Origin of the sequence: Pseudomonas sp. LLC-1, from assembly GCF_002992185.1 — a bacterium.
Taxonomy (GTDB): domain Bacteria; phylum Pseudomonadota; class Gammaproteobacteria; order Pseudomonadales; family Pseudomonadaceae; genus Aquipseudomonas; species Aquipseudomonas monteilii.
In genome coordinates, this window is the sequence record NZ_LUVY01000025.1 from 45,601 (window position 1) to 71,575 (window position 25,975).

A 25,975-nucleotide genomic window follows, 5' to 3' on the forward strand; every position below is an offset into this window, starting at 1 on the left:
CGGTGTTCGCGGATAAGCCCGCGCCGACAGGTCTCAGCCTTCAGAAGCCCTTGCGTACCGCTGTTTGAGCATCGGCCCTTTGCTGTGCTTGCCTGGCTTGCACCTGGGCGATCTGCTGTTTCTGTGCTGCTGCGTCATTGCCCCACAGCCGGGCCTGCTCGGCCAGGAAGTTCTGCTTGAACTGTTGAGCCCGCATGGACCCGTCTTCAGCGTGAACTGCGCCGGCCAGGCCAAGCAGCATGCTGCCTATCGCGATGGTATTTATCAGTTTCATGATGCACCTCGATGATCGCCCGCTTGTTTGGGCTACGGTCTGGCCACTTGGGCGCAGTGGGCCATGCCAGGTCCGGTTCAGCAGCCGCGCGTGTCACGCCCGGTTGCACGAATGCTGGCTTCGATGGCGGGTTGGTCGGCAGGTGCTTTACTTTCAATGTTGGTGTTCATGATGCCTGCTCCCGCTGTTTCGAAGTTGACGTGTTTCGATGGGTTCAGCTTCTCACCGAAGACAGATTCGGAAAATACAACGGCAGTAGTGCAACTTGGGTGGTGCTACAGGTGTGGTGCAACAGCTGTAGTATCCGCAGCGTGAGTGGCCAACATGACCAGATGGCAAGAGTTTCAAGAGGCAGCAGTTGAACTATTCGGCCTGCCGCAGCCATTCGCCAATGCGCAGGATGAACAGGGTTTTCTCGCGACTCAGGCCGCAGAAAACCTTCGAAGACGGCGCTTGTTCATGTTTGTTGCCATTGCCGTTTGGGCCGGTTTTGGCTATTGGGATTATTACCACTACATCCGCCATGAACAGGCGCTTTCGCGCATGGACTTTTACTGGATTCTGCTATGGCGGCTGGCCGGTACCCTGGCGGTCGCCACGGCAACCTGGGTATCACTCACCACGCGCTTTGATAACGAGCGCTGGGTGAATGGAACCGTGGTGATTACGGTGTGCTTCGCCCAGACATGCCTGGTGGCGATGATACAAATTGTCCCTGCACCGTTGAATTACAATTATTATTTTGTCGGTATTGTCCTGGTTATCTTCTTTCAGCACGGGACCTTGGCACTGCTGGCACGCTATTCCTTGTTCAGTACAGGCTATTGCGTGCTGCTGCTGTGTGTGCAGGAAGTCATGACTGGCGCATTACATGTCAATTTTTTCCCTGCCATGTTTTATTTGCTGGCGTTTGCACTGGTGGGTTGGACCATCAGTGTGCGTGCCGAGAAAGTTGCGCGAGAGGGTTATCTCAAGTCCTTGGCCTTGAACAGGAAGAACGAAAGCCTTGAGCAGGCCAACTTTCGCGTCCACCGCGAGAAACAGAAAGCGGACGATGCCCTGAAGGCCTTGTTTGACCAGGAAGCAAGAAAAGCCGTGGAAATCCGCGAAAAGGCCGAAGCCAGCACACGCTTCGTTCGTGCGGCCTACCACGACACCATGCAACCCTTGGCCTCGATTGCCTCCCTGGCGTACGCGGGCGAGCGTATGGTCGAGCAGGGCCAGCATCAGCGCCTGCAGGAGATTTTCCACGATATCGACGTGTCGGGCCGGGAGATCAGCACCCTGTTCGCTGGCCTGCGGGAGGTGTTCACCAGCGGTGAATCGCAACCGGCCATCGAGCCATTTTCCCTGAACGCGCTGATGAGAGAGCTCGAATCCCTGCATCAGCCGCTGGCGCAAGCCAAGGGCCTGCGCCTGAAACTGCTGCAGCGCCAGCAAGACGCCGTGCTCAATTCTGACCGGGCGATTTTCAAGCGTGTGCTGGGCAATCTGATCACGAATGCCGTCAAGTACACCGAGTGCGGCGGCGTGGTGGTTGGCAGCGTGGCGGGCAGAACCACCGTGCGCATCGATGTGGTCGATACAGGCATCGGGATCCCTGATGCCTTCAAGAGCAAGGTTTTCGAGGCGTTCTTCCAGGTCGACAACCCTGACCATGACGCCCGACGCGGCTTGGGGTTGGGGCTGTCGATCGTGAAGAACTTCATCGACCGGCTGCCGGGGCACCGGCTGAGCTTCAGCAGCCGCCCTGGGCGCGGCAGCCGTTTTTCGGTCGACTGCCCGTTGTTCCAGGGTGACGCGCTGCCGACGGACATCAATGCGCCAACGCTGCAGGTCAATGGCCAACGTGTAGACATCGCCGGTGCCTATGTACTGCTGGTCGATGATGACAAGCGTATCCTTGACAGCTTGTCGAAGTCGCTGAGCCTGCAGGGCGCGATTGTCGCCACGGCCGAGGACCGAAGCACCTTGCAGGACGCGCTGGAGCGGGCGCCGGATCGTTACCCGGACTTGCTCATCTGCGATTACAAACTGCGCGATGGCCTGATTGGCATGGCGCTGATCGACCATGTCCGGTCGTTCTACGACTGGGCCCATGTGCCGGCGATCCTCTACACCGCCGAGCTGTTGCGTCAGCCGCTGCTGGACGACTGCCTGTCACAGGCGGTCAGCAAAGGCGAAAGCGCGGCCACCTTGATGGCTGCCGTTCAGCTGCTCTTGTCACGCGGTCGGCTGGCCAACGCTGGCGAGGCGGGTGAAGACAGCACCCCCAGCACTTGACCCGTTTTGGCGAACAGGCCTTGCAGGCCATACAGGTCGATTACCCCGAACTTGCCATAGAGCCTGCTCAGGTACTGGCGCACATTGACCGGGTTGATCTCCAGGATCGCCGCAATTTTCCACGGCGCATTGCCTTGCAGCGCCAGGCGCAGGATGTCGAATTCGCGCGGTGTCACGCCCAGGTCCTTGGGGCCGAGTGGGGTAGCAGGTTGCACGTGGAGCGAGGAGGAGGGGGCCTGGCCGCCTTTGCCGATCGCCTCGCTGGGCAGGTAAACCCCGCCGCTGAGCGCGCGGTTGATGGCCTCCAGCATCACTTCATGGGCACTGGCCTTGGGCACGAACGACGAAGCGCCACGGCGCATCACCTCATCCACGAAGCGCCGCTCCGACTCCGCTGACATCACGATTACCGGCGCCGTCACGCACTTGGCAGGGTCGGGGTCGACCGGCGCCTCGCGGCTGGACTTGAACAGCGACAGCAAGCTGAGGCCGTTGTCGGGCGTGAGGTCGTTGCTGGTGGCCGAGGTGGGGATGCACAGGTCGAGGAAGATCACGTCGAAGGCCTGGCTACGCACCAGCTCCAGGGCTTCTGCGGTACACGAGGCTTCCAGCACCTGGGCGTCGTGGTGCACGGCCTGGATAAGGCTCTTGACCCCGGCCCTGAGGATGCCGTGATCGTCGATCAGCAGAGTGCGCATCAGCCGGCTCCGGGTGGGGGGATGTGCATGCAGTATTGCCGAGAATGGCGCAGGTGTACCTACTACGGCTGTAGTGGGGGTGGTGATCTTTGCCGTCATGGTCGGGGCGCGCTTGCAGGCTCAATCGTTCCCTGTGGGCGCGGGTTTACCCGCGAACACGGGCGAAGCCCGCGCCCACAGGGGGCGCGTTAGCCTTGGAAAAATGAGCAAGATCATGAACCCCTGCATTCAGGTTCAGAGCACCTTGAACCCATGGGTGCCATCGCGCTCGAGTTGCGCAATCAGACCAAACTCCCAGTCCAGATACCCCTGCATCGCCTCGCGAGGATTGTCCGTACCCTCGTAGGGGCGCCGGTAGCGATCGCTGCGGGGTACGGCAAGCTGCGTTTCGCCGGTTTCCAGCGGTTGCCCGGCAGCGATCCAGCGCGTGGTGCCGCCTTCGAGCAGGTAAACGGGAGTGCGGGTGAGGGCCTGCAGGTCACGCGCGGCGAAGCGTGCCAGCAGGCTGCTGCCGCACGTCAGTACGTAGCGACTGGCCTGTGGCACCCGTTCCAGGGTTTCGGCCAGTTGCGCGCGAATCGCCCAGTGCGCACCGGGAATATGGCGCTTGACGTAGTTGGCGCTGGTGGTGAAATCCAGCACCACGGTGCCGTCTTCCTGCAGCCAGCCTTGCAACTGTTCGACACCGATCTCATTGGCCTTGGGGAGCTCCGGCAGCGGCGCCTGCCAATCGCCGGCGGCGCTGAAATCTGCCGCCGACAGCCCGTCCAGCACTGCCACCTGCCAGCCCATCTGCGCCAGCCACGACGCGCTCATGTTGGCGCGCACACCATCGTCGTCCACCAGCACGATGCGCGCGCCGCGCACGCTGGCGACGTGGTCGGTTTCCTGCACCAGCTGCCCGCCGGGCACGCTGCGGCTGCCGGGCAGATGGCCTGCAACGTATTCTTCGGGCGTCCGCACATCGAACAGGTAAGTGGTACAGTTGGCGTCGGCCTGCCAGGCATCAAGCCCGGCGGGCTCCAGGCGCAGCACGCCGGCGCGGTCGGCCACCGCGCGAGCCTGGCGGGCGGCGTTGGCGCGGGTGCCGGCGCTCACCTGGCCGAAGGTCTTGTCCTGGCCGTGAGCCAACTGCTGCCCGGCCAGGGTCCAGCCGATGGTGCCGTTGCGCAGGGCGGCCACCGGGTTGGGGATGCCGGCGTTGACCAGCGACTGGGTGCCGATGATGCTGCGGGTGCGACCGGCGCAGTTGACGATCACTTGAGTGGCCGGGTTGGGCGCCAGCTCGGCCACCCGCAGCACCAATTCGGCGCCGGGCACGCTGATGCCACCGGGGATGCTCATGGTCTGGTATTCGTCGAAGCGCCGGGCGTCGAGCACCACCACGTCTGCCTTGTCATCGAGCAGCGCCTGCACCTGCTCGGCGGCCAGCGAAGGGGTGTGGCGCACGCTCTCGACCAACTCGCCGAAGGCTTTGCTGGGGACGTTGACGTCACGGAACAGCTCACCGCCTGCCGCGCGCCAGCCGGCCAGGCCGCCGTCGAGCACGGCCACGTCGTTGTAGCCCAGCGCGAGCAGGCGCTGCGCCGCCACGGCGGCCAGGCCTTCGCCATCGTCGTAGACGGTGATGGCGGTGTCACGTCGCGGCACACGGGCGAAGATTTCCAGCTCCAGTTTCGACAGCGCCACGTTGGCGGCGAACAGCGGGTGCTCCTGGGCGAACGGGTCTTCTTCGCGCACATCGATCAGGGCCAGTTCCTCGCGGGCCAGCAGGGCGCGGCGGATGTCTTGGTAACGGCGGGTGGTGACTGTGCTCATGGGGCAGGGTTCTCTTTGGACAGGTCCCAGATGTTGGGCAGGCGGGTATTGGAATAGCCGGAAATGAACGCTTTTTCGCTGCCGTCCTCGGCGTACACAGCGCGCTTGACCGCGCCGATGTTGTCGCCGTAGACGTGGATGCTGATCGACACTTGATCACTGAAGGCATTGCTGACCTGGTGAATATCACCAATGCGCGGCGACACGGCCTCCACCTGACCTGGCGCCAGGCGCACCGGTGCGCCGCTGGGCTGCAGTGCGCCCTGGGCGTCGCGGGTGAAGTCTTGGGAGTATTCAGCGCCGCGCAGCATGCCGATCAGCCCCCACACCCGGTGATCGTGGATGGGCGTGCGCTGCCCCGGCCCCCAGACGAAGCTCACCACCGAAAAGCGTTGGCGCGAGTCGCAGTGCAACAGGTACTGCTGGTAGCGCTGCGGGTCGGGCTGGGCGAGGTCGTCTGGTAGCCAGTCGTCCTGCGCAACCAGGCTGGCCAGCAGGCCCTGGCCGCGGTCGAGAAGGGTGGCTTCGTCGGGCTGCTGTTCGAGCAACTCGGCCAGGCTGTCGATGAAGTGGCGCAGGCGCTCCGGGTTATGGCTCATGGTTCAGGCTCGGTGTTCGGGTTTCATATAACCCTAGCAAAGCCTTTTTCTATTCTCAAAATGCAAAATAATCATAAGCTAATATGCAAATAATGCATTTACAGATGAGCATTTCTGCTTTCAAATCCCATCACGCCGAAGGCATTAGGTTATGCCCAAAGCGCATTTCACAACGGCTTGATTGATCTATAAATTATAAAAATCAATCAAGTAAGACTTAAAAGATATAAAACCGTTGCCACGAGACCGCACCTGCGGATCGGCCCTGACATGCCCCAAGCGGGCATCTGGAGACCCCCGTGCGTTACTTCAAGCAACTGGCCGCCACTGTGCTGGCCACCACCTTCAGCCTTGCCGCCGCCGCCCAGACCTTGGTCGTTGGCGACCAGAGCTACAACGCCCGTGCGGTGATGGAAGCGGCCGGGGTACTCGACAACCTGCCTTATGAGCTGGAGTGGAAGCAGTTCACCGCAGGCTCCCCTGTGGCCGAGGCGCTCAACGTCGGCAGCCTCGACATTGGCCTGCTGGGCGATGCACCGCCCTTGTTTTTGGGCGCCTTGGGCGCGCCGATCAAGGTGATCGCGGTCAGCCGCCAGAACCTCGAAGGGGTGGCGATTCTGGCGCGCAAGGATTCGTCGATCCACAGCCTGCAAGACCTGCGTGGCAAGCGCGCGGCGATCTGGAAGGGTTCGTGGAGCCAGCAACTGTTGTTCAGCGCCCTGGACAAGGCCGGCGTACCGCGTGATGCGTTGGAGCTGCGTTACCTCAGCGCGCTGGACGCTTCCCACGCCCTGGACGGCGGCTCGGTGGACGTGATCGCCACCTGGGAGCCCTACGTTACCCAGCAAGAACGCCAGGGCGCCCGCGTACTGGCCACTGCCGAAGGCGTGATCCCGGCGCAGAGCTTCGTGGTGGCCAACGCCAAGGCGGTGGACGCCAAGCGCGCGCAGATCGCCGACTTTCTGCAACGGCTGAAAAAAGCCCGCGACTGGACCCTGAGCGACCCGGCCCACACCGAGGCTTACGCTGACGCCTGGGCCAAGCGCACCCGCGCCGACCGCGACATCGCCCGCGCCTGGTTCGCCCGTGCGCGCACTGACCTTGCGCCGCTGAACCCGCAGGTGATCGTCGATGCGCAAAAGACCGTGGACTTCTTCGCCGGGCTCGGGCTGATCCAGGCGTATCCGGCCAGCAGCCTGTTCGACACCTCGTTTGGTGCGGCTATCGAGCAGCCGAGCGTCAGCCAGCACTGAAGATCTTCACCGGCTTCTTCGCGGGTAAACCCGCTCCCACAGGCATCCACAATCCCTGTGGGAGCGGGTTTACCCGCGAAGGGTCTTCCACCGATTTCGAAGGACCACCTCCATGACCCAACGCAAAATCAAACTCGGCGCCCTGACCATGGGCTGCGGCGGCCCCGGCCGGCACAACCTGTGGCTGGACCCCGAACTGCCGGCGGACGCCAGCGTCAACATCGACTGGTACATCGACATCGCCCGCCAGGCCGAGGCTGCGCTGTTCGACCTGATGTTCATCGTCGACAGCCAGTTCATCACCCCTGGCTCCCCCTCGCACTACCTCAACCGCCTGGAGCCGCTGACCCTGCTGTCGGCCCTGGCCGTGAGCACCCGCCATATCGGCCTGGTCGGCACCCTCACCACCTCCTACAACGCCCCGTACAACGTCGCTCGCCGGCTCGCTTCGCTGGACTTGATCAGCAAGGGCCGCGCCGGCTGGAACGTGGTCACCAGTGGTGATGCCGGCACCGCCGGCAACTACGGGCTGGACGAGCACTACGACTACGACACCCGCTACGCCCGGGCCCAGGAGCATGTGCAAGTGGTACAGGGGCTGTGGCACTCCTACGAGGACGACGCCTTCCCCCGTGACCGCGCCAGCGGCCGCTTCCTCGACCCCGCCAAGCTGCATGGGCTGAGCCACAAGGGCGAGCATTTTTCGGTGGTGGGGCCGCTGAACATCCAGCGCTCGCCCCAGGGCCAGCCTGTGATCTTCCAGGCCGGCGACTCCGAGCAGGGTCGCGACCTGGGCGCGGCCACCGCCGATGTGGTGTTCACCCATGCCGCCAGCATCGAGCAGGGCCAGGCCTTCTACCGTGACGTCAAGGGCCGCGCGGCACGCCTGGGGCGTGATCCGGAGCAGTTGCTGGTGCTGCCGGGCGCGGAGATCTACGTGGGGGACACCGACGAGCACGCCCGTGAGATCGAACGGCACTATCACCAGGCCGATCACAGCTTCGAGCTGGCGCTCAAGGAGTTCGGGCGCAATTTCGGCTGGCACGACTTCAGCCAGTACGAGCTTGACGCCCCATTTCCGCAAGAGAGCCTGGAGCATGCCCGCAGCAGCTTCTTCACCAATGCCAAGCGCATCGCCGACCAGGCCCGGGACAAAGGCTTCAGCCTGCGCCAGGCGGTGGAATTCGGTCGCCAGTTGCGTCCCGGCGCGTTCGTCGGTTCCGCGCAGACGGTGGCGGCGAAGATGGCCGAATGGTTCGAGGCGCGGGCTTTGGACGGGTTCAACATTTATATAGGGCATCCGGGGCAGTTCCGTCGCTTTACCGAGGAGGTGGTGCCGCTGTTGCAGGAGCGTGGGGTGTATCGCACGGCGTATGAAGGCAGCACCTTGCGCGAGAGCCTGGGGCTGGCGATTCCGCGGTTTAGCCGGTAGATCGTCGGGGCTGCAACGCAGCCCCCTTTTCAGAAGTTGTACGTCACCCGCCCAAAGTAATACCCCCCGGTAAATCCATACGGCGAGTACACCCCATACCCCTTGACCATGGTCTTGCTGCTCGGCGCCTGGCGCTCGGGGTACACATCGAACAGATTGCGCGCACCCACCGCCAGCTCCAGGTCCTTGGTCAGCTGGTAGCCCACATCCAGGTCGGTGATCCAGCGCGCCTTGTACTCGCGGTCCAGTGAGCGGTCGTTGGCGGCGTTGACCTCGCGCCACGAGCCATAGCGCGTCAGCCCCAGGTTGACCCGGTAACGGTCCAGCCGCCAGTTGCCGCCCAGGATCAGCTTGGTGTGCGGCTGCACCTCGGTGAGCAGGTTGCGGGCCTGGCGGTCCATCAGCGTGTAGGGGGCGCCGAGAATGTTCACGCTTTGCTTGTAATCGAGGATCTCGGTGTCGTTCCAGTTGAACGCTGCGGTCCACTTCACGGTGCCGGCGCTGCCTAGATCCTGGTCGTAGCTGCCCACCAGGTCCAGGCCCTTGGTGCGGGTGTCGGCGCCGTTGGTGAAGTACTGTCCGCCGGAGGTCGAGTCGATGCCGTTGTCCAGCAACGCCTGCGTGACTTCCGGGCCGAGCAGGGTGCCGGTGAGGGTGATGCGGTCGCGCACGTTGATCAGGTAGGCATCGGCGGTGAAGGCCAGGCGGTCGGTGGGTTGCCAGGTCAGGCCGAGGCTGTAGTTGGTGGATTTTTCAGGCTTGAGCGCTTCGGCCCCCAAGGCCTTGGCCGCCGCCGAGTCCACCGGCAGTACGCCGTAGTTGATCGACTGATACACGCCATCGACCACCCCGTAGGTGGTGGAGCGCGCGCTGAACAGGCTGTTGGCCAGTGATGGTGCACGGAAGCCGTTGCTCACCGTAGCCCGCAGTGCCAGTTCCGGGGTGAACTCGTAGCGGGTGGTGAGCTTGCCGCTGCGGGTGGCGCCGATGCCGCGGTCGTAGTGCTCGTAGCGCACAGCCGCGCCCCAGTACCACTGTGGCAACGGGTTGAAGCCCACATCCAGGTAGCCGGCGTAGCTGTTGCGGCTGGCGCTGGTGGCCTCGGCCGGGGAGATGCCGTTGGTCACCTGGGCGCCGGAGGCGGCGCAGTTGCCTGGGGTGGGGCAGTAACCGCCGTCGGCCCAACTGGCCCAGTCGCCGGCTTGCACCTGGTAGGTGTCGCGGCGCTGTTCAAGGCCCCACGAGAAGTCCAGCGGCTTGCTCAGCCCCACCTCGAAGCTGCGGTGCAGGTCGAGGTTGCTGGTCAGTTGCGAGCTGACCCAGGTGCCGGACTCGAAGTGGTTGGGGGTGGCCTCGCCCAGCGACGGGTTCTGGTTGTTCCAGGTGCCCTGGGCGGCTTCGTTGCGCCCGTAGGTGCTCGACAGGTCCCAGTTCCATTCCCCGGCCAGGCCCTTGGCACCGAACGCGGCCTGGTAGTCGTGCTCTTCGATGTACCAGGTGGGCGTGTAGCCCGACGGTCGCCCATTGGGCCCGGTGGTGATGGTGTTGGCGATGGTCGGCAGACGGAAATTCTGGCCCTGCTCGGCCTTGCGGTACGACCAGGTGCTGAACGAATACAGGGTCAGGTCGTCTTGCAGGGGCAGCTCGGCGTTGTAGCCCAGGGTCAGCAGGTTGATCTTCGGCGTGCCGTAGCCGCCGTAGGTGACCTTGCCGGCGCGGTCCAGCGCTTCGGCCTGGCTGTAGCCGTTGGCGCTGGCCTTGTTGTCGTCGTTCTGGCTGCGCGCATCCAGCGCCAGCTGCAGGATGCCGTCACGGCCGATCTCGAAACCCTTGTTCAGGCTTTGCTGCACGGTCTGTTTCTTGCCGTCGTAGCCTTGGCCGGCCGTGGTCACGGCGGTGCCGCTGGTGTCGGCCTTGAGGATCACGTTGATCACCCCGGCGATGGCGTCCGAGCCGTATTGGGCAGCGGCGCCGTCGCGCAGCACCTCGACATGGTCGATGGCGCTGATGGGGATCAGGTCCAGGTCGCTGGGCGCGGCACCGGCGTTGATGCCGCTGATGTTCAGGGTGGCGCTGGTGTGGCGGCGCTTGCCGTTGACCAGCACCAGCACCTGGGCGGCGTTGAGCCCGCGCAGGTTCGGCGCGCGGGCCATGCCGCTGGCGTCCCAGCCGGTCTTTTCCGGCAGGGTGAGCGAGGGCACGCTGGCGCTCAGGGCTTCCATCAGGCCGGGCTTGCCGGTTTCCTGCAATTGCTTGGCGCTGATCACGTCGATCGGCACGGGGCTTGTGGTGACGGTGCGCTTCTCGGCGCCACGGTTGCCGGTGACGATCACCGTGCCCAGGGCCTGGTCACTGGGCTCATCGGCCAGTGTCGGGGTAGTTTGCAGCCCCGCGGCGAGGGCCACGGGGAGTAACGAGGCAGAGGTAAAGACTTGCTTCATGCACGCAGTTCCTTGTTGGGCGGGATGGCGCGCTCAGGGCGCCTTGGCCGCGATCGCGTCGATTTCCACCAGCGCGCCCGGCAACGGCAGGGCCACCACCTGCAAGGCGGTGCGGGTCGGGGTGCGGGGTTGATCGGCGGTGGCGAAGAACCCGGTGTAGGCCGCTTGCAGTCCGGCGAAATCGAGGTTGCCGCCATTGGCCGGATCGCCCACCAGGAACACCCGCAACTGGACGATGTCGCCCAGGTCCAGGCCTTGGCTCTGCAAGGCTGCGCGCAGTTTTTTCAGCACCGAACGGGCCTGTGTTTCGGTATTACCCAGGGCCGCGACGCTGCCCTTGGGCGCCTTGGGGTCTGCTACATCCGGCAGGGTGCCGCTGATGAAGGTCAGCTGGCTGCCGGCCGGCACCGTGACCAGTTGCGAGATGGGGAAGTTCGAGCTAGGTGGCGCGACGCGCTTGATGCCGTCGGCGTGGGCGTTCAGGGTCAGGGACATGAGCACTCCGGCAAGCAGAAGAAGACGAGGCATGGGTAGGATTCCTGCAGGGTCAGGCGGCAGCGCCGCGGGTGGTCTGGCTGGCGTGTTGGGCGATCAGGCTGACCACGCGGCGGGCAGATTCGGCGGCGCTGTTCTGCCAGATGCCCACCCCGCCATGGGCCAAGGCGTCACTGGCGAGCCAGGTACGGCCCTGGGGCTGGTTGAGCCGGTCGTAGCCGGGCTGGGCGACTTCGTCGTGGACGATCCAAGGCGCCTCGCTGAAGGGGATCTTCGACCAGTTCACCACCACCGGCCGGGCGAGTTTCTGGCTGTGACCGGGGTGCAGCGATTCCACCGCCTGGCGCGACGAGGCAATCTGCGCGGCCAATGGCTTGGCGGCGAACTGCTGGGCCACGCCACCGGTGTTGTAGGTGGCCACCAGCACACCCTGGGCGCTGTTGAGACGATCACTGGGGTACCACAGGGTGCGCGCCTCGTGGTTGATGTAGCTGAGGCCGCCGTAGATCTGAAAATCCGTTTCCCAGAACCGCGGCGACTGCCAGGCCACCTTGTTGGCCTTGTCGCCTTCGGCGCTGGCGATGGCTTGCTTGAACGGCGCGTCGAAGTTGTTCGGCAACTTGGCCAGCAGCGGCAAGGGCAGGGTAACGATGGCGTAGTCGGCCTGTTCGACGTGCTGCTGGCCGCTCTTGCGATCACGCCACACTACCTTGGCGCCGGTTTCGCCGGTTTCGACCCCGAGCACCTCGGCGCCCAGGCGTACGCTGTCCTGGACCTGGCGGTAGAAGGCCTTGGGGATCTGGTCCATGCCGCCCACTGGCTGGAACATGGTCGAGGAAAACTCGGGGATCTCGTCGAACACCAGCGGCAGTAGCAGGTTGCTGTCCAGCAACTGATCGAGCGGCACGGGTTGGCGCTGGATCGGCGTCTGGTCGCCGGCGCCGGCGAAGCGGGTGTAGCCGGCGCGCACCGAGCCGCGGTACTGCTGTTGGCTGTCGAGGTCACCGTAGACCTTGAGGAAGTCCAGCAGCGCCTTGCGCTGGCCACTGTTGAGTTCGGCATCCAGGCTGTTGCGGCTGACGCTGCGCGCCAGCAGTTCGCTGAAATGCCCACGGGTGTCGTTGACCGCCTGGCGCAGCAGCAGCGGTGGACGGGCAAGGTCGGGTTGGGCCAGGGCATTGCGGCTGCTGTTGACCAGCACTTGCAACTCCACGCCCAGTTCGCGGCAGTAACCCAGGATGGTCAGGTGATGGCTGGGCAGGCGCGCGGCGCCGGCGTTGAAGAACTGGCCCTGGTCGAATTCCACGCGCTGCGTGGTGCCGTCGTTGTGTTCGATGCGGTCGCCCTGGCGCAGGGTCCAGACCCGGCCGCCGACCCGCTCGCGGGCCTCCAGCACGGTCACGTTGAAGCCTGCCTTGCGCAACTCGTAGGCCGACACCAGCCCGGAAATACCGGCGCCGACAATCACCACGCGCTTGCCATTGCCACCGTTGGCGGCCAGTTGCAGGGGTTCGAAGGTGGCGGCCAGGGCGTTCTGCCCCAGCGCGCCCAGTGCCGCTGAATAGCCGCCGATGGCGGCGAGGCGGGCGATCAGATCTCTACGGGACAATCCCATGTCGCGGTCTCCGAGAAGTTGGGTTCGGATGTGCGCAACAGGGCAGGCGGACGCATGGCGAGGCCCGACGACGGTTGGCACGAATCCATTTGCCTCCGCCAGGTCGGGGTCGGTTTACAGAACTTAATGGTCTTTACGGGGGTTGTGAAAGGCTTTTTTGTTCTAAGTTAATTATGTAATTTGATAATTATGTTTGTTTTGTTAAATGCGTATTTTGTATTTTGTGGTGTGTTTTTCATTCATTTGGCGGCAACACGAAAAGGCCCCTTCGCGGGGCAAGCCCGCTCCCACGCGATGCACAACGGTCGTGCTTTTCGTGGGAGCGGGCTTGCCCCGCGAAGGGGCCGTTGCCGTTATGAAGATCTAGGCCGTACGCGCGCTACGCTCACCTTCCCGCAGCGCAACCAGCGCCTTGATCCGCGGAATCAACTCCTGCCCATACTCCACCGCATCGCGCAACTGATCGAACCCCCGGAACAAGAAGGTACTCACCCCCAGCTCGTAATACGCGTGCGCAGCCTCGGCCACCTGATCCGGCGTGCCCACCAGCGAGGTGGAGTTGCCCGCACCGCCGCCGAGCGCGGCGATCTCGGTCCACAGCCGGGTGTCGTGCACCTTGCCGGCCAGCTGCACCAGCCGTTCGGAACCCACGTTGCTCTTGCCGAAGTTCTTCTCGCGGCGGTTGCCCTGGCGGATACCGATACGCTGCTTGGCATCGGCCAGAATGCGCTCGGCGCGGGCCCAGGCTTCGTCCTCGGTGGCGCCGAGGATCGGGCGCAGCGACAGGCTGAAGCGGATGTGCTTCTCGCGCCCGTAGCGGGCGGCGGCCTTGCGGACCTTGGCAATCCGCTCGCGCACCTGCTCCAGCGGCTCGCCCCACATCATGTACACGTCGGCGTGCTTGGCGGCGACCTCCACGGCGGCGTCGGAGGCGCCGGAGAAGTAGATCGGCAGCTTGCCCACCGGTTTGACCAGGGTCAGGTTGTCTTCCACCCGGTAATGTTCACCCTGGTGGTCGAAGGGTTCGGTCTGGGTCCAGGTGTTGCGCAGTACCTCCAGGTACTCGTCGGTGCGGGCGTAGCGGGCGTCCTTGTCGAGAAAGTCACCGTCGCGCTGCAGGTCGCCGCTGTCGCCGCCGGTGATCACGTTGATCGAGGCGCGGCCACGGCTGAGCTGGTCGAGGGTGGCGAACTGGCGGGCGGCGAAGGTCGGCGCCTGGAAGCCTGGGCGGTGCGCCACCAGCAGGCCGATGCGCTCGGTGAGTGCGGCCACGTAGCTGGCCAGGATCATCGAGTCTGGCGCGCTGGTGTTGACGGCCAGCAGCGCCTTGTCGAAACCGCCGTATTCCTGGGCCTGGGAGAACGCCTTGATGAATTCCAGGTCTACCAGCGGGCCGCGCGGGGCCTGGGATTCGCTGCCTTCCTGGGGGCCGATGAGGCCGATGAATTCGAGAGTCATGGAGCAAAATTCCTTTTCTGGGGGTATGGGCGGGCTGGGGCTGCGAAGCCGCCCAGGCGGTCTCAAGCCACTGCGCTTTGTTCGCGGCGCAAGGTATTGCGGTTGGCCGGCACATCGAGCCCGAAGTTGGCGCGCAGGGTGTCGCCTGCGTACTCGCCGCGTACCAGCCCACGCGCCTGCAACAGCGGCACCACCAGCTCGGTGAAGTACTGCAGGCCATCGGGCAGCAGCTGGTTGATGATGAAACCGTCGGCGGCGCCGTGCTCGAACCAGTCCTGCAGGGCGTTGGCCACTTGCTCGGGGGTACCGACGAAGTCGCGGCGCGGGCGCGAGAAGCGCAGGGCCAGTTCGCGCAGGGTCAGTTGTTCGTCCCGGGCCAGCTGCTTGAGCTGGTCGGCGGTGCCTTTGTGGCTGTTGTCGCCCAGGGTGCCCAGGTCGGGGAAGGGCGCGTCCAGCGCGTGCTGGCTGAAGTCGTAGTCGTTGAACGGGCGGCCCAGGGCGACGATGGCATCCTCGATGCTCACCAGCTCCACGGCCTGCTGGTAGCGGCGTTCCACTTCCTCCTCGTCACGCCCGACGATGGGGCGGATGCCCGGCAGGATAAACAGTTGCTCAGGGTCGCGGCCATGCTTGGCAGCGCGCTGTTTGAGGTCCTGATAGTAGGCGCGGGCGTCGCTGAACGACTCGGGGCTGACGAAGATCGCATCGGCGTTCTGCGCGGCGAAGTTGCGTCCGTCCTCGGACACTCCGGCCTGGAAGATCAGCGGCTGGCCCTGGGGCGAGCGCTGGATGTTCAGCGGGCCTTTGACCTTGAAGAACTCGCCCTGGTGGCCGAGGGTGTGCAGTTTGTCCGGGGCAAAAAACTCGCCGGTGTGTTTGTCGCGGGTGAAGGCATCATCCTCCCACGAATCCCACAGGCCCTTGACCACCTCGACGTGCTCGCGGGCGATGCGGTAGCGCACGGCATGCGGCGGGTGCTCGGCCTTACCGAAGTTGTCGGCAGTGCCTGATAACCACGAGGTGACCACGTTCCAGCCGGCACGCCCACCGCTGATCAGGTCCAGCGAGGCGAACTGGCGCGCGACCTGGAACGGTTCGGTGTAGCTGACCGTGACCGTGGCCACAAGACCAATGTGCGAGGTGACTGCGGCCAGGGCCGAAAGAATGGTCAACGGCTCGAAGCGGTTGAGGTAGTGGGGGCTGGAGCGGGCGTGGATGTGCAGGCTGTCGGCGATGAAGGCGAAGTCGAATTTGGCGGCCTCGGCCAGTTGTGCCTGCTGCTTGTAGAAGCCGAAGTTCACACTGGCATCGGCCAGCGCTTCGGGGTGGCGCCATTCGCCCCAGCCGTGGCCGACACCGTGGATCATCGCGCCGAGTTTGATTTGTCGCTTGCTCATGGGGAGTCCTTCTGCAATCAGGTGATGGAGGCCTCCGCCGGGTGTGGGGTCGGACTGGTAAAGGGGACGTTAGCGTGGGGGAGAGGGGGTTGTGAAAGGCTTTGTGGTTCTAAGCTAATTATGCATAAGTATTATTTGATGAATTATTTAATATGCATTATTTTTTGTTTTCGCCTGATGCTGTCATAGGCTTCGCCAGCTCCCGTAATATCCGGTGTGAACCTTGTGGGAGCTTGCGATAGGGCCGTCAGAGCAAATCAGGGGATCCGCCTTTACACCGCCACCGGCAACACACTGCGCGAATGCCCCGGGATCGCCGCAATCAACTCCCGGGTATAGGCACTGGCCGGACGGCTGAACACCTCCAGCGCCGGCCCTTGCTCCACCACCTGCCCGCGCTGCAGCACCAGCACCTGATCGGCCATGCTGGCCACCACCGCCAGATCATGCGACACCAGCACATAGGCGATCCCCAGCTCGCGCTGCAACTCATCGAGCAGCGCGAGGATCTGCGCCTGCACCGACACATCCAGCGCGCTCACCGGCTCGTCCAGCAGCAACACGTGCGGCTCCAGCGCCAGGGCCCGGGCGATCGCCACCCGCTGGCGCTGCCCACCGGACAACTCCCGCGGCAGGCGGTCGAGAAAGTGCACTGGCAACTGCACCCGGGCGATCAGTTCGCGCGCCTTGCGCTCCAGGGCCTGGCCCTTGAGCACACCAAACGCCACCAGCGGCTCGACGATGCTGTCGAACACCGTGAAGCGCGGATCGAGCGCGGCGAAGGGGTTTTGCTGCACCAGCTGGATGCGCCGGCGCAGTGGCCTGAACTGGCGCCAGCTGTAGTGGGTGACGTCCTGCCCTGCAAACTCCACACGGCCCTGGCTGGGCGTCTCCAGCCCCAGGGCGATGCGCAGCGCGGTGCTCTTGCCCGAGCCCGACTCACCGACGATGGCCAGGGTCTGGCCTGCTTTGACCTCCAGGCTCAGGTCGTGCAGGGCAGTGAAGTGGGCGTCCTTGCCCGGCAGCGCAAAGCGCTTGCCGACGTTGCTCAGACGCAGCAGCGGCGTTTCTCCCTGGGCCGTGTTCGGTCGCTGGCGTGGCACGAAGGCGGGCGCAGCGGCGAGCAGGTCGCGGGTGTAGGGCTGTGGCGTGCCCCACAGCACCTGACGCGGCGAGGCATGCTCCACCAACTCGCCGCGCTTCATCACCAGCAGGCGGTCGGCGCGGTCGCAGGCCATCCCCAGGTCGTGGGTGATGATCAGCAGCGAGATGCCGCGCTCGGCCACCAGCCGTTGCAGGTGGTCGAGGATGCGCCGTTGCACGGTCACATCCAGCGCGCTGGTGGGCTCGTCGGCGATGATCAGGCGCGGATCGCCGGCCAGGGCGATGGCGATCAGCACCCGCTGGCGCATGCCGCCAGACAGCTCGTGGGGGTATTGGCGGGCGCGCAGGGCCGGGTCGTCCAGGCCCACTTGGGTCAGCAGCTCCAGCACATCGGCGTCCAGCCCCGGATAACGCCGGCCGCGGGCCAGCAGCAGGGCTTCGGCGATCTGCCGGCCGATGCGCAGGGTGGGGTTGAGGCTGACCATCGGGTCTTGCGGTACCAGGCCAACGGTACGCCCGCGCAGTTGGCGTCGGGCCTGCTCGTTGGCCTGCGCCACATCCACCCCGGCGACCAACAGTTGGCCCTGATCGATCCGCGCATTGCCCGGCAGCAGGCCGAGCAGGGCATTGGCCAGGGTCGACTTGCCCGAGCCGGACTCGCCGACGATGGCCAGGGTTTCGCCCTGGTTCAGGCTGAACGACAGTTGGCGTACGGCTTCGGTACGCTGCCCGGCGAAGTGGTAGCTGACACTGAGGTCGCGGACCTCGATCAACGCAGGCTGGCTCATCGGGCATGCTCCTCGACGCTGCGCGCCAGGTGGTTGAGGCTGAACACCACGGCCACCACGAACAATCCCGGCAACAGGGATACCCACGGGGCGGTGATGAGGAAGTGGCGGCCATTGGCGATCAGCGTGCCCCATTCGGCCGCCGGTGGCGCAGCGCCAAAGCCGAGAAAGCTCAGGCCCGCGGTGGCGAGGATGGCCGCGCCGAAGTCCAGGGTGGCGAGCACCGCCACCGGGCCCCAGGCATTGGGCAGTACATGGCGCAGCAGCGTGCGCGCCCAGCTGGCGCCGCCCAGGCGCGCGGCCTCGACATAGGGCAGGGTCTTGATGCGCAGCACCTCGGCGCGGGTGGTGCGGGCAAAGCCGGGGATGATACCGACGCCTACGGCAATGGCCACCGGCACCGTGCCGAAGCCGATGGCGGTGACGATCGCCAGGGCCAGCAACAGACCGGGCAGGGCCAGCAGCACGTCGATCAGGCGCATCAACGCGGCGTCCACGCGCCCGCCGGCAAAGCCGGCCAGCACGCCCAGGCCCAGGCCGCCGGCCAGGGCGATGGCCACCGCCAGCAGCGCGGCCTGCACGCTCAAGCGTGCGCCGTAGACCACCCGGGTGTACAGGTCGCGGCCCAACTCGTCGGTGCCGAACCAGTGCACAAGGCTCGGCGCGCTGAGTTTGTCGGCGGGGGAGGTGGCGTACGGGTCGAAGCTGGTCAGCAGTTGTGGAGCCAGCGCGCTCAGCAGAGCGAACAGCACTACCAGCAAGGCCAGGCTGAAACCGGGGCGGTGCAGCAGCGGGGCCACGGCCTCGTGCAGGCGTTGCCAGCGCGTGCGGCGCTGCCATTGCTGTGGAGCCGTTGAGGGGACTGGATGATAGAGGCGAGTATCGGAAGTCATATCAGCTCACCTTGGCGGTATGGGTGATGCGTGGGTCGAGGTACGGGTACAGCAGATCGACAATCAGGTTCACCACCACGAAGGCTGCCGCCGACACCGCGACGATGGCCAGCACCACCGGAATGTCCTGGCGCAGCACGGCTTCCTGGGCCAGGCGGCCGACGCCGTTGCGCGAGAAGATGGTCTCCACCAGCACCGCACCGGATACCGTGTTGCCCACCTGCAGGCCGACCAGCGTGAGCAGCGGCAGCGCCGCGTTGCGCAAACCGTGCCGCGCCTGCACCTGCGCCCGGCTCAGGCCCTTGGCGAAGGCGGTGGCGATGTACGGCTCCTGCCACACGCCCTGGAAGCCCCGTTGCAGCACCTGGGCGTACACCGCAGCGCTGGGAATGGCCAGGGTCACGGCCGGCAGCACCAGGCTGGCAACGCCCTGGCTGCCGGTGGCCGGGAACCAGCCCAGGCCAAAGGCGAACACCTGGATCAGCAGTAGTCCCATCCAGAACACTGGCACCGAAAAGCCCAGCGACGGCAGGCGGGTCAGCGCGGTCTTGAGCGGGCGCCATTGCAGGTAGGCGGTCAGGTAGGCAAGGCCCACGCCACCCAGCAACGACAGCACGATCGCCAGGCCCGCCAGCGACAGGGTCTGCGGCAGGCGCTCGGCCAGCAGCGCGGTGACCGGCCGGCCCAGCGAAAGTGACTGGCCCAGGTCGCCGTGCACGGCGCGCCAGAGCAGGTCGAAATACTGCTCGAACAGGCCCTTGTCCAACCCGTAGTAGGCGCGGGCCTTGGCCAGGTCTTCGGGCGACAGGCCGTCGGCCTCCATGCCGGAGGCGCTGAGCATGATCGCCAGGGTGTCGCCCGGCAGCAGGTAGAGGATGAAATAGCTGATGGTGTACGCGCCCCACAGCACCAGCAGCGCCTGGCCGATGCGGCCGATCAGGTAGCGCTTCATGGCTGGCCGACCTGGATGTCACTGAGGAAGGCGAAGCCTTCGGCGGTCCAGCGGAAGTCCCTGACCCGTGGTGCGGTGGCGGCCTGCCAGACCCGTTCGTATAGCGGGAACGCTGCGGCCTCGTCCACCAGCAGGTCCTGCAACTGGCCGTAGGCGGCGGCGCGCTGCGGGTCGGCGGTGGCGGTGATGCCGCTGTCGAACAGCGCCTGGACCTTGGGCAGGGTGTGCGGCTCGTAGCTGTTGGTGGCCAGGGTTGCGCTGTTGGCCGCGCGCGGGTCGAGGATGGTCTGCAGGATGATCGGGTCGGCGCGGGTCATGTAGGTGGACGTCAGGTCGTAGTTGCCGGAAGTGTTGCCGGCCACCCACTCGGCGCGGGTCAGTACATTGAGCTTGAGGTCGATGCCGACTTTGCGCAGTTGGTCCTGCACCAGCACATCGCCTGCGCTTTCGGCGGGGGTGAGGTTGTAGCGCAAGGTCAGGCGCTGGCCGTTCTTCTGCCGGTAGCCGTCCTCGCCCTTGTGCCAGCCGGCGGCTTCGAGCAGTTGCTCGGCGCCCTTGGGGTCATAGGCCAGCTTGTCGGCCTGGGCCTTGAAGTACGGCGTGGTCACGTCGTACACCCCGCTCACCACCGGGAACTCGGCGTTGTACACGGTGTGCGCATAGCTGGTGCGGTCGATGGCTTTCTGCAGGGCCAGGCGCACCTGGCGGTCGCCCAGCAGGCGGTTGTTGCGGGTATTGGGGTAGAGGTTGAGCGCAGGCCCCGGCAGCGACCGGCTCTGGATGGTCGCGCCCTTGGATTGGAACAGCTTGAGGTCGACCTCCGAGAACGGGTTGCGCGGCCACAGGATGTCGGCCTTGCCTTGCAGGAACAGGCCGTTGCGCACGCTTTCTTCGGGGATGTAGCTCACCTCGACGGTGTCCAGGTGGGCGGCGCCCTGGTTGCGCACGTTGGCCGAGGCCCAGGCGTAGTCCGCGCGTTTGACCAGCTTGGCGCCGACTTCCGGAGTGTAGTGTTCGAGCACGAACGGGCCGGTGCCGATGATCTTGCCCAGCGAGCGCTCCTGGGCGGTCAGCTTGTACGAGGCCGGGGCGAGGATCGCCAGGTTGGTGGTCGAGGTGGCTTGCAGGAAGCCTGCGTTGGGCTTGGACAGCACCAGGCGCACGGTAAAGTCGTCAATCACTTCGGCGTGATCGTAACCGGCCAGGTAGGTGGCGCCGAAGGTGGCGGGGAGTTGTGTGGCGAAGGCCTTGTTGCTGTCGAAGGCGGTCTTCACGGCATGTGCGTCGAAGCGCTCGCCGTTGCTGAACGTGACGTCCTGGCGCAGGTGGAAGGTGTAGCTCAGCGCATCGCTGCCGATCTCCCAGCTTTTGGCCAGCCACGGGATGATGCGCCCGGTGTCCGGGTCCTGGTCGGTGAGCGACTCGGCGACGTTGCGCAGCAGCACGCGGTGTTCCAGCCAGTAGACCTGGAACGGGTCGACGCTGACCAGGGTGGTGTTGTCGCCCCAGAAGGCGATGTTGAGGGTCTTGCTGGCGCTGCTGTTGTCGCCGGGGGAGCAGGCGGACAAGGCCAGGGCCAGGGAACTGAGGGCGAGCAGGCGGTGTAGTGGGGGCATGGGGTGGTCCTTGATCAAGATGGAGTTCGCCTGTGCCGGCTCTTTCGGGCAAGCCCGCGAAGAGGCCGGTACTGGCAGCAGATGCCTTCAGTCAATCCTGGTAATCCCGCCCCTCCCGATCCAGCTGGCGAATCAGCGCATCCCAATGCCGCTGGATCCCCTCACCCTGGCCATCGGAAAACCGCTTGGACTGCTCATGCACCTTGGCGATCGCCGCCGGCGCCGCATGTAGCAGCTGATCATTGCCCCCGGCCTGGGCCGCCACCTGGATGTTGCAGGCCCGCTCCAGCCCGTGCAGCTCGCGGAAGGCGTGCTCCACGCTGACCCCGCCCGTGAGCAGCCCGTGGTTGCGCAGAATCAGGATGTTGCTCGCGCCCAGGTTGGCCACCAGCCGCTCTTGCTCGTCCAGGTCCAGCGCCACGCCTTCGTAGTCGTGGTACACCACGCGGCTGTAGTAGGCCAGGGCGTGCTGGGAGATCGGCAGCAGGCCATCGCGCTGGGCCGACACCGCCGCGCCATCGCGGGTGTGGGTGTGCAGTACCGCCTTGAGGTCGGGGCGGGCGCGGTGGATGGCGCTGTGGATCACGTAGCCGGCCTGGTTGATGCCCAGCCCCAGCGGGTCGTCGATGATCGTGCCGTCGACATCCACCTTGACCAGGTTGGAGGCGGTGATTTCATCGAACAGCAAGCCGAAGGCGTTGATCAGGAAATGCTCCTCCGGCCCCGGTACGCGGGCCGAGAAGTGCGTGTAGATATGGTCAGTCCAGCGAAACAGCGCGGCCAGGCGGTAGGCGGCGGCCAGCTTGACGCGTACTTCCCATTCCTCGGCGCTGACCCGTTGGCGAACGCTCTGGGCGGTATTGCTGGTGACGGCAGACAGTGAAGTCATGGTGTGTTCTCCGGTGATCAGTAGCCGCGCGCGGTATCGACCAGGTTGGCCAGGGGCGCCTGCTCGCGGTAGCGGTGGAAGTTGGCGATGAAGGCGTCGAGGAAGGCCGGGTAACCGTCCTCGGAAATGGCCGAGGTGTGCGGTGACAGGAACACCCGTGGGTGGTGGTACAGCGCATGGCCCGCCGGCAGCGGCTCGGGCTCGGTGACATCGAGGCTGGCGCGACCGATCAGGCCGCTGTCCAGCGCGTCGAGCAGCGCCTCCTGATCGAGCAGGCCGCCCCGGGCGATATTGATCAGGTGCAACCCGGGGCGGGCATGGGCCAGCACCTGGCGGTCGATCAGCCCGCGGGTGGCGGGGGTCAGCGGGGCGGCCAGCACCAGGTGGTCGCTGCCGGCGAACAGTTCACGCAGATCGGCCGCACGCTCCACGCCGGGAATCTTGGCGATGGGTTGGCCGGGGCGGCTCAGGGCCAGCACCCGCAGGCCGAGGGCCTGCGCCTTGCGCGCCAGGCTCTGGCCGATGCTGCCAAAGCCGAGAATGCCCAGGGTGCGGCCACGTACCGGGGCCAGCGGAGTCAGGCGCCAGTCGGCGTCCTTGACCCACAGCCCCGGCAGTTGCTTGGCGGCGGCGAACACCAGGGCCAGGGCGAACTCGGCCACGTGCTCGGCGTTGGCGCCCTTGCCGCTGGTGACCGGCGGGCCCTGGAACACCCAGTCGGGGTAGAAGTCGATGCCCGAGGACACCAGTTGCACCCACTTCAGGTTCCAGGGCCAGCCCGGCGGTGGGCTGTCGACCCGCTGCCCGCGAATGTTCACCGGGCGCAGGATGAACACATCGGCGGGCACATCGATGTTCAGTTGGCCGAAGGGAATATCCACCACTTCGTGGTCCACCAGCCGTTCGCGCAGGGCCTGGTTGGCCTGGGCGTCCAGCTGGCTGGCGATGATCGAATGGCTCATGCGACTAGCTCCGTCAATGCGTTGCGGCCGACCTGGCCGAACACCACGTCGTCCTGGGGTGTGTGGATGCGGCTGCACAGCACGTCGCGGTAATGCCGCTCCAGTGGGTTGCGCCGCGAAAGGCCCGGGTTGCCGGCGGCCTCGATGGCCAGCTCGACGGCCTGGATGGCGTTGGCGCTGACCAGGTGCTTGATCTGCCCGGCATGACTTGGGGCGATGTGCCCGGCAGCGGCTGAATCGAGCAGGCTCTGGTTGGCGAACAGCAGGGTGTCGATGCGCCCGAGCACGTCCTGGAAGCGTGGCAGGCTGGCCAGCGGTGCGCCGAGGTTGGACGGCGTGCGCTCGGTAAGAAAGCGCGCCAGCCAGTCCCGTGCAGCACGGGCCACGCCGTCGTACACCGCTGGCAGCAGCACGGCCATCCACAGCAGCCCCTCGCCATCGAGTTCGGCGCGCGGTGCGCTGGCGGGGCTGACGCTGACGGCGTGGTCGAGGGGGATCAGCACGTCGTCGAAACGCACTTCGTGGCTGCACGTGGCGCGCATGCCCAGGTGGTCCCAGTCGTCGATGATGCGGATGCCGGGGGTGTCGCGGTGCACCAGGAAACCACCGACCAGCGGGTCGCTGTCATCGCTGCGGCCCCATACCAGGTACCAGCTCAGGCCGTGGCTGCCGGTGGAGTAGATCTTGCGCCCGCTCAGGCGCCAGCCTTCGGCGGTGCGCCTTGCCACGGTGGCCGGCAGCCCGCCACGGGCCGGGGTGCCCAGCTCGGGCTCGACACGCAGGGCATTGATCAGGGCACCGTGGCGCACGGCGTCGTCGGCCACGCGCTGGCGCAGGTGGGCGGGCCAGCGGGTGTCATCCTGCAGGCGAAAGTGTTGCAGGTACTGCATCACCAGGATCAGCGCGGTGGCCGGGTCGCCCTTGCCGACCGCGCCGATCACCCGGCGCGCGGTGGCCAGGTCCGCGCCGCCGCCACCGAGGGCGCGGGGCACGGTGAGGCCCAGCAGGCCGTGGCGCTGCAGCAGGTCGAAGTTGTCTTTGGGAAACTGCGCGCTGCGATCGTAGCGCTCGGCGTTGGCCGCAAGGGCCTCGGTGAGCTCGGCCAGGGCGCTGTCGGAAGGGTGACTCATGGGGGTTCATCCCTGAATGACGGTGTGTGGCTAAGACCGTATTCGTATGGATGAAGGCTGTAAAAGTCTTTTTGGTTCTATGCTAATTATCAGTTTTCAGAATTTATTTTTTATTTTTATATGCGAGTTTCGCATTTAGAGGGGTGTTGCCTGTATCGCAGGCTTCTCCAGCTCCCACAGGATTGTGCAGGCCTTGAAGACACTCGCTGGTGAAGCCTGCGATAAGGCCCTCAACCCAACAACCGATGCCCCGCCACCTCACCAAACAGCTCCACCGGCCCCTGCAAATTCCCTAGGTAACGCGGATGGAACAGCCACAGATCCACCTGCGGCTTGAAGTCGCTCACATTCAGCACCTCCAGCGCATCGCGGTGCCGGCTGGCCATCAGCAGGGGCTCGGGCACCAGCCCCAGGCCTTGCCCGTTGGCCACCAGCCCCAGTTGCAGCTCGGTGCCGAAGGTCTCCAGGTTGATCGACAGGCTCAGTCCCTGTTCGCTCAGCGCCCGCTGTAAGCCTGCGCGAAAACCGCAGCCATCGGGGTTGAGCACCCAGCCACGGGTGTAGCAGTCGCGCAACTTGTAGTTGCGTTTGCCGGCACTGCCCTTGGCGGCCACCACCTTGAGCGGCATGCGCGCGATGGACTGGCTGGCGATGCCCTCGGGGAAGATCTTGCCCGGCGGGAACAGCGCAGCGGCGGCGTCCAGCTCGCCGTTCTCCATGCGCGCGATCAGGCTGCTGCCCCAGCCGCTGCTGACCTGGGTGCGCAGTTGCGGGTAGGCCTCGCGGATCTGCGCCAGGGCGTCGAGCAGCACCACATCGCCCAGCGTCTGCGGCACGCCCAGGCGCAGGGTGCCGGAGGGGGCGCCGTCGTTGGCCACCAGTTCGCGCAGCGAGTCGATCTCGCGCAGGATCGCCTTGCACTGCTCGTACACCCGCAGGCCCATGGGCGTGGGCTTGAGCGGCTTGGTGTTGCGGTCGAGCAGGGTGGCGCCGAGGTCTTCCTCGAAGTTCTGCACCCGGCGGGTGATGGCCGGTTGGGTGAGTTGCAGGGCCTCGGCGGCGAGGTTGGTCGACTGGCAACGAATGACCGCCACGAAGGCGTCCATGTCATCGATTTTCATGTTCGGTGCTCACGCAAGAGAACGGAAAAAATAAGGTATTAGCATAATCTTGGTTCTATGTAATGCCATACATTCTTGCAGGAGATCACCCATGCGCTATCGCGCAGAGAACTGATTTCGCTAGCGCGCCGCGTACCCTGTGGCAGCGGCTTTAGCCGCGAAGCAGACAACGCGGTGTATGGCACCGGCTACGCCGGTGTTCGCGGCTAAAGCCGCGCCTACAGGTATTCTGTAAATTTGCATATTAGGTTATTCCTAAAATCAATTTTTGTAATTAAGCACTTCTCGCTACAGTCGCAGCTCCCGGGCCGCAAGACGCCGCCCGCCACGACACCGAGGAGCGCCATGTCCATCCGTTCGAAGTTGCTGACCCTTGCCGCCGCCGTGCTGCTGGCCAGCCAGGCTGCCGCCAGCGAGCGCCTGACCCTGCGTATCGGCGACCAGAAAGGCAACATGCGCGCCCAACTGGAGGCCGCCGACGCCCTGCGCGATTTGCCCTATGACATTCACTGGGCTGAATTTCCCGCCGCCGCACCGCTGGCCGAGGCGCTCAATGCCGGCGCCATCGACGCCGGCATCATCGGCGATGCGCCGTTGCTCTTCGTGCTGGCTTCGGGGGCGCCGGTCAAGGCCATCGCGGTGGACAAGTCCGACCCCTATGGCACCGCGCTGCTGGTGCGTCCGGACGCTCAACTGCGCAGCGCCGCCGACCTCAAGGGCAAGCGCATTGCCACCGGGCGCGGCTCGATCGGGCATC

The 25,975-nt window shown here is 65.5% G+C and carries 21 protein-coding genes; 4 read left to right on the forward strand and 17 right to left on the reverse strand.

Annotation, left to right across the window (positions count from 1 at the left end):
• Window positions 1-40: 40 nt before the first annotated feature.
• Window positions 41-274: a hypothetical protein gene (locus A0O30_RS26060; protein WP_105948622.1), complete on the reverse strand. Its 234-nt coding sequence runs from the start codon at window positions 272-274 to the stop codon at window positions 41-43.
• Between the two features lie 324 nt (window positions 275-598).
• Between A0O30_RS26060 and A0O30_RS26065 the strand changes: the two genes are divergently transcribed.
• Window positions 599-2,557 (forward strand): hybrid sensor histidine kinase/response regulator, encoded by a 1,959-nt coding sequence (locus tag A0O30_RS26065; RefSeq protein WP_105948623.1) that lies wholly within the window; start codon window positions 599-601, stop codon window positions 2,555-2,557.
• Here A0O30_RS26065 and A0O30_RS26070 read toward each other — a convergent pair.
• The 3 genes from A0O30_RS26070 to A0O30_RS26080 form a co-directional block, all read right to left on the reverse strand.
• Window positions 2,485-3,255, reverse strand: coding sequence for a response regulator transcription factor (locus tag A0O30_RS26070; RefSeq protein WP_158261466.1), 771 nt, complete (start codon window positions 3,253-3,255; stop codon window positions 2,485-2,487). The two genes, A0O30_RS26065 and A0O30_RS26070, sit on opposite strands and share 73 nt — an antisense overlap.
• Window positions 3,256-3,489: 234 nt before the next feature.
• Entirely contained in the window at window positions 3,490-5,073 is a 1,584-nt protein-coding gene (locus A0O30_RS26075) for a rhodanese-related sulfurtransferase (protein ID WP_105948625.1), read from the reverse strand.
• Window positions 5,070-5,672: a cysteine dioxygenase gene (locus A0O30_RS26080; RefSeq protein WP_105948626.1), complete on the reverse strand. Its 603-nt coding sequence runs from the start codon at window positions 5,670-5,672 to the stop codon at window positions 5,070-5,072. Before A0O30_RS26080 ends, A0O30_RS26075 begins: the two co-directional genes overlap by 4 nt.
• Before the next feature lie 299 nt (window positions 5,673-5,971).
• Between A0O30_RS26080 and A0O30_RS26085 the strand changes: the two genes are divergently transcribed.
• Together A0O30_RS26085 and A0O30_RS26090 are read left to right on the forward strand one after the other, a co-directional pair.
• Window positions 5,972-6,925, forward strand: a complete 954-nt coding sequence (locus A0O30_RS26085) for an ABC transporter substrate-binding protein (protein ID WP_105948627.1) — start codon at window positions 5,972-5,974, stop codon at window positions 6,923-6,925.
• A 112-nt stretch (window positions 6,926-7,037) separates the two neighbouring features.
• Window positions 7,038-8,357, forward strand: a complete 1,320-nt coding sequence (locus tag A0O30_RS26090; RefSeq protein ID WP_105948628.1) for an LLM class flavin-dependent oxidoreductase — start codon at window positions 7,038-7,040, stop codon at window positions 8,355-8,357.
• A gap of 29 nt (window positions 8,358-8,386) precedes the next feature.
• Here A0O30_RS26090 and A0O30_RS26095 read toward each other — a convergent pair whose 3' ends face one another.
• The 13 genes from A0O30_RS26095 to A0O30_RS26155 form a co-directional block, all read right to left on the reverse strand.
• Window positions 8,387-10,798, reverse strand: coding sequence for a TonB-dependent siderophore receptor (locus A0O30_RS26095; RefSeq protein ID WP_105948629.1), 2,412 nt, complete (start codon window positions 10,796-10,798; stop codon window positions 8,387-8,389).
• A gap of 33 nt (window positions 10,799-10,831) precedes the next feature.
• Window positions 10,832-11,326, reverse strand: coding sequence for a RidA family protein (locus A0O30_RS26100; RefSeq protein WP_177410315.1), 495 nt, complete (start codon window positions 11,324-11,326; stop codon window positions 10,832-10,834).
• Window positions 11,327-11,345: 19 nt separating this feature from the next.
• A complete protein-coding gene (locus tag A0O30_RS26105) occupies window positions 11,346-12,908 on the reverse strand; it encodes an NAD(P)/FAD-dependent oxidoreductase (RefSeq protein ID WP_105948631.1) in 1,563 nt (520 codons plus the stop codon).
• A gap of 363 nt (window positions 12,909-13,271) precedes the next feature.
• Complete coding sequence (locus A0O30_RS26110) at window positions 13,272-14,366, reverse strand: LLM class flavin-dependent oxidoreductase (RefSeq protein WP_105948632.1); 1,095 nt, start codon at window positions 14,364-14,366, stop codon at window positions 13,272-13,274.
• 62 nt (window positions 14,367-14,428) lie between these two features.
• Window positions 14,429-15,763, reverse strand: a complete 1,335-nt coding sequence (locus tag A0O30_RS26115) for an LLM class flavin-dependent oxidoreductase (RefSeq protein WP_105948633.1) — start codon at window positions 15,761-15,763, stop codon at window positions 14,429-14,431.
• Window positions 15,764-16,035: 272 nt separating this feature from the next.
• Window positions 16,036-17,655, reverse strand: a complete 1,620-nt coding sequence (locus A0O30_RS26120) for an ABC transporter ATP-binding protein (protein ID WP_105948634.1) — start codon at window positions 17,653-17,655, stop codon at window positions 16,036-16,038.
• Complete coding sequence (locus A0O30_RS26125; RefSeq protein WP_105948635.1) at window positions 17,652-18,548, reverse strand: ABC transporter permease; 897 nt, start codon at window positions 18,546-18,548, stop codon at window positions 17,652-17,654. Before A0O30_RS26125 ends, A0O30_RS26120 begins: the two co-directional genes overlap by 4 nt.
• Before the next feature lies 1 nt (window position 18,549).
• Window positions 18,550-19,500 (reverse strand): ABC transporter permease, encoded by a 951-nt coding sequence (locus A0O30_RS26130; RefSeq protein WP_105948636.1) that lies wholly within the window; start codon window positions 19,498-19,500, stop codon window positions 18,550-18,552.
• A complete protein-coding gene (locus tag A0O30_RS26135; protein ID WP_105948637.1) occupies window positions 19,497-21,116 on the reverse strand; it encodes an ABC transporter substrate-binding protein in 1,620 nt (539 codons plus the stop codon). Before A0O30_RS26135 ends, A0O30_RS26130 begins: the two co-directional genes overlap by 4 nt.
• Window positions 21,117-21,207: 91 nt before the next feature.
• Entirely contained in the window at window positions 21,208-22,005 is a 798-nt protein-coding gene (locus A0O30_RS26140; RefSeq protein WP_019098633.1) for a class II aldolase/adducin family protein, read from the reverse strand.
• Window positions 22,006-22,022: 17 nt separating this feature from the next.
• Window positions 22,023-22,967, reverse strand: a complete 945-nt coding sequence (locus tag A0O30_RS26145) for a D-isomer specific 2-hydroxyacid dehydrogenase family protein (protein ID WP_105948638.1) — start codon at window positions 22,965-22,967, stop codon at window positions 22,023-22,025.
• Window positions 22,964-24,097: an acyl-CoA dehydrogenase family protein gene (locus A0O30_RS26150; protein ID WP_105948639.1), complete on the reverse strand. Its 1,134-nt coding sequence runs from the start codon at window positions 24,095-24,097 to the stop codon at window positions 22,964-22,966. Before A0O30_RS26150 ends, A0O30_RS26145 begins: the two co-directional genes overlap by 4 nt.
• A gap of 230 nt (window positions 24,098-24,327) precedes the next feature.
• On the reverse strand, window positions 24,328-25,218 hold the full coding sequence (locus A0O30_RS26155; RefSeq protein ID WP_105948640.1) for a LysR family transcriptional regulator: 891 nt from the start codon (window positions 25,216-25,218) through the stop codon (window positions 24,328-24,330).
• Between the two features lie 345 nt (window positions 25,219-25,563).
• Here A0O30_RS26155 and A0O30_RS26160 point away from each other — a divergent pair.
• Window positions 25,564-25,975, forward strand: a 412-nt coding sequence (locus tag A0O30_RS26160) for a PhnD/SsuA/transferrin family substrate-binding protein (RefSeq protein WP_146256331.1), incomplete at its 3' end; no start/stop codon positions are given.

Bases quoted from the DNA above. Each gene is read 5' to 3' on its own strand.
- A0O30_RS26080 (WP_105948626.1), bottom strand. From the start codon at position 5,672: ATGAGCCATAACCCGGAGCGCCTGCGCCACTTCATCGACAGCCTGGCC.
- A0O30_RS26155 (WP_105948640.1), bottom strand. From the start codon at position 25,218: ATGAAAATCGATGACATGGACGCCTTCGTGGCGGTCATTCGTTGCCAG.
- A0O30_RS26150 (WP_105948639.1), bottom strand. From the start codon at position 24,097: ATGAGTCACCCTTCCGACAGCGCCCTGGCCGAGCTCACCGAGGCCCTT.
- A0O30_RS26095 (WP_105948629.1), bottom strand. From the start codon at position 10,798: ATGAAGCAAGTCTTTACCTCTGCCTCGTTACTCCCCGTGGCCCTCGCC.
- A0O30_RS26065 (WP_105948623.1), top strand. From the start codon at position 599: ATGACCAGATGGCAAGAGTTTCAAGAGGCAGCAGTTGAACTATTCGGC.
- A0O30_RS26070 (WP_158261466.1), bottom strand. From the start codon at position 3,255: ATGCGCACTCTGCTGATCGACGATCACGGCATCCTCAGGGCCGGGGTC.
- A0O30_RS26060 (WP_105948622.1), bottom strand. From the start codon at position 274: ATGAAACTGATAAATACCATCGCGATAGGCAGCATGCTGCTTGGCCTG.
- A0O30_RS26115 (WP_105948633.1), bottom strand. From the start codon at position 15,763: ATGAGCAAGCGACAAATCAAACTCGGCGCGATGATCCACGGTGTCGGC.
- A0O30_RS26125 (WP_105948635.1), bottom strand. From the start codon at position 18,548: ATGACTTCCGATACTCGCCTCTATCATCCAGTCCCCTCAACGGCTCCA.
- A0O30_RS26075 (WP_105948625.1), bottom strand. From the start codon at position 5,073: ATGAGCACAGTCACCACCCGCCGTTACCAAGACATCCGCCGCGCCCTG.
- A0O30_RS26090 (WP_105948628.1), top strand. From the start codon at position 7,038: ATGACCCAACGCAAAATCAAACTCGGCGCCCTGACCATGGGCTGCGGC.
- A0O30_RS26140 (WP_019098633.1), bottom strand. From the start codon at position 22,005: ATGACTTCACTGTCTGCCGTCACCAGCAATACCGCCCAGAGCGTTCGC.
- A0O30_RS26145 (WP_105948638.1), bottom strand. From the start codon at position 22,967: ATGAGCCATTCGATCATCGCCAGCCAGCTGGACGCCCAGGCCAACCAG.
- A0O30_RS26130 (WP_105948636.1), bottom strand. From the start codon at position 19,500: ATGAAGCGCTACCTGATCGGCCGCATCGGCCAGGCGCTGCTGGTGCTG.
- A0O30_RS26135 (WP_105948637.1), bottom strand. From the start codon at position 21,116: ATGCCCCCACTACACCGCCTGCTCGCCCTCAGTTCCCTGGCCCTGGCC.
- A0O30_RS26100 (WP_177410315.1), bottom strand. From the start codon at position 11,326: ATGCCTCGTCTTCTTCTGCTTGCCGGAGTGCTCATGTCCCTGACCCTG.
- A0O30_RS26120 (WP_105948634.1), bottom strand. From the start codon at position 17,655: ATGAGCCAGCCTGCGTTGATCGAGGTCCGCGACCTCAGTGTCAGCTAC.
- A0O30_RS26110 (WP_105948632.1), bottom strand. From the start codon at position 14,366: ATGACTCTCGAATTCATCGGCCTCATCGGCCCCCAGGAAGGCAGCGAA.
- A0O30_RS26105 (WP_105948631.1), bottom strand. From the start codon at position 12,908: ATGGGATTGTCCCGTAGAGATCTGATCGCCCGCCTCGCCGCCATCGGC.